Source organism: Methylobacterium sp. 174MFSha1.1, assembly GCF_900116815.1.
Taxonomy (GTDB): domain Bacteria; phylum Pseudomonadota; class Alphaproteobacteria; order Rhizobiales; family Beijerinckiaceae; genus Methylobacterium.
Genome location: NZ_FPCB01000082.1, coordinates 1 through 6,155 on the forward strand (window position 1 = coordinate 1; position 6,155 = coordinate 6,155).

The 6,155-nt window shown below is 48.7% G+C and carries 3 protein-coding genes and 1 pseudogene; 3 read left to right on the forward strand and 1 reads right to left on the reverse strand.

Annotation, left to right across the window (positions count from 1 at the left end; all coding sequences use genetic code 11):
* The 3 genes and pseudogenes from BM430_RS33600 to BM430_RS35115 form a co-directional block, all read left to right on the forward strand.
* Positions 1 to 881: pseudogene (locus BM430_RS33600) on the forward strand (isomerizing glutamine--fructose-6-phosphate transaminase); the annotation flags it as partial.
* A gap of 347 nt (positions 882 to 1,228) precedes the next feature.
* Positions 1,229 to 2,317: a non-hydrolyzing UDP-N-acetylglucosamine 2-epimerase gene (gene wecB, locus BM430_RS33605; protein ID WP_280142302.1), complete on the forward strand. Its 1,089-nt coding sequence runs from the start codon at positions 1,229 to 1,231 to the stop codon at positions 2,315 to 2,317.
* 410 nt (positions 2,318 to 2,727) lie between these two features.
* On the forward strand, positions 2,728 to 5,226 hold the full coding sequence (locus tag BM430_RS35115) for a glycosyltransferase (RefSeq protein ID WP_210188477.1): 2,499 nt from the start codon (positions 2,728 to 2,730) through the stop codon (positions 5,224 to 5,226).
* 352 nt (positions 5,227 to 5,578) lie between these two features.
* On the opposite strand, the gene BM430_RS33615 is transcribed toward BM430_RS35115, so the two are convergent.
* The coding region (locus tag BM430_RS33615; protein WP_143132218.1) for an IS3 family transposase at positions 5,579 to 6,155 on the reverse strand (577 nt) is incomplete at its 5' end.

The following is a 6,155-nucleotide window of genomic DNA, read 5'->3' on the forward strand; positions in this document are numbered from 1 at the left end:
GGCGCGCCTTCCGGTCGAGATCGACGTCGCCTCCGAGACCCGCTACCGCGAGCCGCCGCTGGAGAAGGACGGGCTGACGATCGTCATCTCGCAATCGGGCGAGACCGCCGACACCCTGGCCTCGCTGCGCTACGCGAAATCGCAAGGCCAGCACACGCTGGCGGTGGTCAACGTGCCGACCTCGACCATCGCGCGGGAGGCCTCCGCCGTGGTGCCGACGCTGGCCGGCCCCGAGATCGGCGTCGCCTCGACCAAGGCGTTCTCGTGCCAGCTCACGGTGCTGCTCTGCCTGGCGCTGGCGGCGGGCCGCGCCCGCGGCACCCTCGACGAGGCGCAGGAGAAGCGCCTCGTCGACGCGCTGATCAAGGTGCCGGGCCTGATGGCCGAGGCGCTCAAGCAGGAGGACGAGATCGAGACCCTCTCCCGCGAGATCGCCAAGGCGCGGGACGTGCTCTATCTCGGCCGCGGCACCGCCTACCCGATGGCGCTCGAGGGCGCGCTGAAGCTGAAGGAAATCTCCTACATCCACGCCGAGGGCTACGCCGCCGGCGAGCTGAAGCACGGGCCGATCGCCCTGATCGACGACGCGGTGCCGGTGATCGTGATCGCCCCCGCACGACGCGACCTTCGAGAAGACGGTCTCGAACATGCAGGAGGTGGCGGCCCGCGGCGGCAAGATCGTGCTGATCGGCGACGCGCGCGGCGCCGACGCGGCTGGCCTCGACACGCTCGCCACCCTGATGATGCCGGACCTCGACCCGGTCGTGGCCCCAATCGTCTACGCGGTGCCGGTTCAACTTCTGGCTTACCACACCGCTGTAGTACTTGGGAAAGACGTCGACCAGCCGCGCAACTTGGCGAAATCAGTCACGGCAGAGTGATATTGAGATTATATGATATAATCTCTAGTATATTTGATGATGATGCTGGCCCGGAGGAGTCTAAGGGCCTCGAGGCAAGCGACGGGCTCGGTTGAACCATGTGTCACTGCTCTCGACTACCTAGCGGCAACGTCCGAGCTGTCATTTCTATCGATGACACACGAGCTTGCGTCCTAGGCCTTGTAGGCCTTTCCCGCTTCGGGGTTGGCATGTTAATGCCACCATCAGGCACAGCTCTTATGGGAAAGTATGAGCACTGATCCTCTGAGGCTGTGAGGTTGGATTGGCAAATGAGTCAATCTAGTGCAACTCAAATTCAATCTGGCTAGGTCATGTCACATAAGATTATGATAGTGGTCGGCACGAGACCAGAGGCAATCAAAATGGCTCCTGTCATTTTAGAGTTAAAAAGATTAGGCAATTTTTCTCCTTGTGTGGTCGCTACAGCGCAGCATCGAGAAATGTTAGATCAGGTTTTAAGAGAGTTTTCTATCGAAGTCGATCACGATCTTGATTTAATGACAAATGGACAAACGTTGTCGCAGCTCACATCAAGGTGCATATCTGCGCTCGATAAGGTTGTAACTACCGAAAAACCTCATATAATCATCGCGCAAGGCGATACTACAACTACTTTTGTGGCAGCTCTTGCTGCATTTTATAATCGTATTCCATTTGCGCATGTTGAAGCTGGTCTTCGCACTTTTGATATTATGGATCCATTCCCAGAGGAATTCAATAGGCAGGTAGTTAGCAAAATAACTCGACTACATTTTGCGCCAACCGATAGTGCCGCACGATATCTATTTAACGAAGGCATACCTAAAGATAGTATCATCGTAACTGGAAATACGGTCATTGATGCACTTATGTCTATCACAACTACACATGATAGACAGCGTCTTGATCGTCCTGCTAGGAAGATGCTTCTGACGATCCATAGGCGAGAGAATTTTGGAGAGCCTCTACGAAGAATTGGCAAAGCTCTCCATATGCTTCTTGCGTCCGAACCAGAACTTACAATAAATTGGCCCGTGCATCCCAATCCAAATGTAAAAGAATTTGCGTGGACTGAATTTGGAAACCATCCGCGCGTACACCTTAAAGAACCGTTAGGTTATGCTAAATTCGTATCTGCAATGATTGAAGCTGATTTCATTGTGAGCGACTCTGGAGGTGTACAAGAGGAGGCTCCAGCTCTCGCGCGTCCAGTATTGGTATTGAGAAAAGAGACAGAACGGCCTGAAGCCGTAGTAGCTGGTGCTGCTCAACTAGTTGGAACAGAGACAGAATCAATAGTGAAGTCTGTCTCTGAATTGATGCATAATACAGCGCTTTATAAAGAAATGGCGAAGGGCATTTCTCCCTATGGAGATGGTAAGGCGGCATCACGTATTGCAGCAAAAATTGCTGAATTCTGCAATTCTAATATGTAGGAGATGTGGCTATGATTTCAATGCAGTCAGAAGATAAATTCAAGATTTTAGAAAAGAGCGGCTTCTATGATGATGACTGGTGTGCACCCGAAGCATGGATAAGATTGAAAACTGAAAATTTTGCGTTTGCCGCATCCTGCACAATATGGACTAAATCTGAGATTGGGTCGCCTCGTACATGCCGGCTCGCTATACAAGTAGATAGAGATGAGCCATTTGTCTGTAATATAGATGTGGATAAGCCACACGAAATTATATTTGCTGTTCGACGTCCCTTGGGGTCGATGTTCAACTTGAGTTTTCTATGTGACCGTCAGATAAAAAATAAAGACCACGACATAAGAAATATCTCTTTCAAGTTGGAAAATTTGAAGCTCTATAGCTAATAACTCAGAATCAGAGGTGCAAACATGGCAATAGATAAGTCAAACCGGCCGCATGTGAGCAAAGACGGCTTTGTCTGGAACTCAGATGGTTTTTTGATAGGAAACATCGTTGACGCTGATATCGAGACAACCGTGAGTATAAAGATCGATTCCATCACGGCAGAAAAGGTTAATGTTGAAACGGGAGGCTTGTTAAAAGTAAAGATTCCTAACAAGGTTTTTGATGGAAAGAGTCATGAAATATCTTTTGAGCCGTTGGATGGTGAGCCGTTACAGCTAAATTTGATTGTTGACCCATCGCTCAGAAATTTATCTCGATCAGATTTGAGGCCGATTCGACCAAATGGAGTTCAGTTAGCATATGGAGAAAATCTTTTATCCCTTAAAGCAGATAACAATATGGAATTATTAGATAAGAATTTACAAAAATCATCGCTCGATATGCCCGCAGGAAACATTTCAGATTATAATCTTACGCGTGTTGTTGAAGCGTTGCATGTTCAAACGGAAGCACTTCATGCTTTGTTACAAAAAACTTCACATGCACCCTTGTATCAAGATCAATCGTCTCAGGAAGTGGGTCGGACGCCGGCTATAGCTTCCACTCTTAACAAGCGGTACGGCGACCTTCTTGAAGAAGTCATTTACCGTACCAATGGACACGACGTTATATGGCTTGGAGTGATTGATTGGAATTTTCGCATACAGCGCCCGCAACATCTGGCCGCAGGCTTGGCACAGCTAGGCTGTCGCGTGCTATATATTTCAATTGTCTTCAAGGAAGCTGACGAAAAAGGTCTTTTTGAGATAATTGGGTCTCCCGCTATGGGAGTTTTTGAAGTACGCCTCAAGCTGAATGGAGTAATTCCTCCTAATATTTATGGAGGATTTAGCGACGAGCAAGTCAATGCAATACTTGCAGCACTTGATGAATTAGGACAGATTGTTGGACTTCGTTCGCCGGTAGTTGTCGTGCAGTATCCAAGCTGGTATCCGGTTGCGGCGGGTATTCAGGGGGCAACTGTAGTTCATGATTGTCTTGACTTGGTGAGTGGATTTGACAACGTTCCATCCGAAATGGTAAAATTAGAGGAGAAGTTAGTACGCAACTCTGATATTGTTGTTACTACTTCCGCCCCATTGCAAGAACATGTAGCTCCAATTCGGAGTAGTGTAATTATCCGCAATGGTGCGGATGTGGACTTTTTTTCCAAAGCTTATGAAGTCGAACACTCTGTAACTTCTGCATCTCCAGTAATAGGATATTTTGGAGCTATTGCACATTGGTTCGAGGTTGATTGGATCCTGGAAGCCGCGATTGCCGAGCCAGATTGGAATTTTGTACTGATTGGTTCAACAGATGGAGCTGATGTTGAAAAGATTCGAGCGCTCCCGAACGTACAATTATTAGGTGAAAGACCATATTCAGAACTTCCGTCTCACTTGGCTAATTTTGACATTGCAATAATACCCTTTAAATTAATAGATCTTATTATTTGCACAAATCCTGTGAAATTGTATGAGTACATGGCTGGCGGAAAAGCTGTTGTTGCCAGCGCCATGCCGGAGGTTGTTGCTGCTACAGATCTGGTCTATATCGCAAAGGATGCAAAAGATTTTATCTCAAAAATTCAGATTGCACTCGAAGAAGACAACAAAGAACTCAGAGCTAAACGAGTCAGTTGGGCTCAGAATCACAGTTGGATCAGTAGAAGCCAAGAGTTTGTCAATATGTTGTCTGTCTCTGAGCCAAAAGTATCGATAATCGTATTAAGTTATAATAATTGGATTTATACCTCAGCTACGCTTTGGTCAATACTGTCGCATAGCAATTACCGTAATCTAGAGATTATAGTTGTTGATAATGGGTCGAAAGATTCTTCCCCGCGCAATCTCAATTTATTTGCTGCACGAGATAATAGAATTGAAGTAATTTTAAGTGATGATAATCTAGGATATGCAGGAGGAAATAATCTTGGACTGAGAGCCGCCACCGGAGAGTATATAATTTTGCTTAATAATGACGTTTATGTAACAGATGGATGGGTAAGAGATCTTGTTAGGCCTCTGCTGTTGGATTCATCAATTGGTCTTGTATCTCCTATAACTAACAATATCGGTAACGAGCAGAAAGTAAAAATAAATTATTCTAATATGTCGGAAATGGCACTTGAAGCAAGAAAGGTAGTTCGGCGCCACAAGAGATCTCGTTTTGAGACTGACTCGGTTGCGTTTTTCTGCGCCGCTATTCGGAGAGAGGTCGTAGAAGAAGTTGGTCTCCTCGATGAGAGCTACGGACAGGGCTTCTTTGAAGATGATGATTATTGCATGAGAGTGCGACAAGCTGGTTACCGCATTCAGATTGTTGATGATGTATTTATTCATCATCACCTTTCTGCGTCTTTCGATGCGCTTGGAAGTGATCGAAAGCATGCGCTTATGGAAGTTAATAAGGCAATTTTTGAAGAGAAATGGGGCAAGTGGAAGCCGCATCACTATCGGGAGGCGCCAGATTTTGGATAAGATAAATCTTTATGACATACATAGGCTAAGATAGAATATTATAGCAATATTTTTTCCCTGCAGCATCAGATGTTTTTCTTGATGCTGCAGGGCTTGTAATACATACTTTATGTTTAACTATTTATGACAAATTTGTAATTGGCATATGTCTTGGTTCATCGAATTATTCGGAATATAGTTGTCGAGGGGTTTATCGGGGCGGGCGGCTCCATCGCAGCGTAGGTGTCAGTCCGTTCCCCCCTTGCCGTCTGACGGTTTGTACGATTCCCGGTTGGGATGAGCCGCAGCGATCTGGAGCGCCTGAGCAAGTAGGTGAACTGCCCCGGGTTTTTCGGAGGCTTGTTGGCTTGGGTCAGGAGGCCAAGGCTTGGTCGCCGACGTGAGCATGATAGCGCGCTTCGGCCTCGGCGGGAGGGACGTTGCCGATGGGCGCGAGGAGGCGACGGTGGTTGTACCAGTCGACCCACTCCAAGGTGGCGTACTCGACGGCCTCGAAGGAACGCCACGGGCCACGCCGGTGGATGACCTCCGCCTTGAACAAGCCGTTGATCGTCTCCGCCAAGGCGTTGTCGTAAGAGTCGCCGACGCTGCCGACCGACGGTTCGATCCCTGCTCCAGCCAGGCGTTCTGTGTACCGTAGAGCCAAGTATTGCGAGCCACGGTCCGAGTGATGCACCAGTCCGCTGCCCTGGACGGGACGACGCTCGTGCAGGGCCTGCTCCAGGGCATCCAGCACGAAGCCTGCGTGTGCACGACGTGATGCTCGCCAACCAACGATGCACCGGGCGAACACATCGATGACGAACGCCACGTACACGAAGCCCGACCACGTCGCTACGTAGGTGAAGTCGCTGACCCACAAGGCATTCGGTCGGGGAGCCTTGAAGTGGCGGTTGACCCGATCAAGCGGACAAGCAGCGGCCGGGTCG

Coding starts and splice junctions, on each gene's coding strand:
- BM430_RS35115 (WP_210188477.1), top strand. CDS start 2,728: ATGGCAATAGATAAGTCAAACCGGCCGCATGTGAGCAAAGACGGCTTT.
- wecB (WP_280142302.1), top strand. CDS start 1,229: ATGATAGTGGTCGGCACGAGACCAGAGGCAATCAAAATGGCTCCTGTC.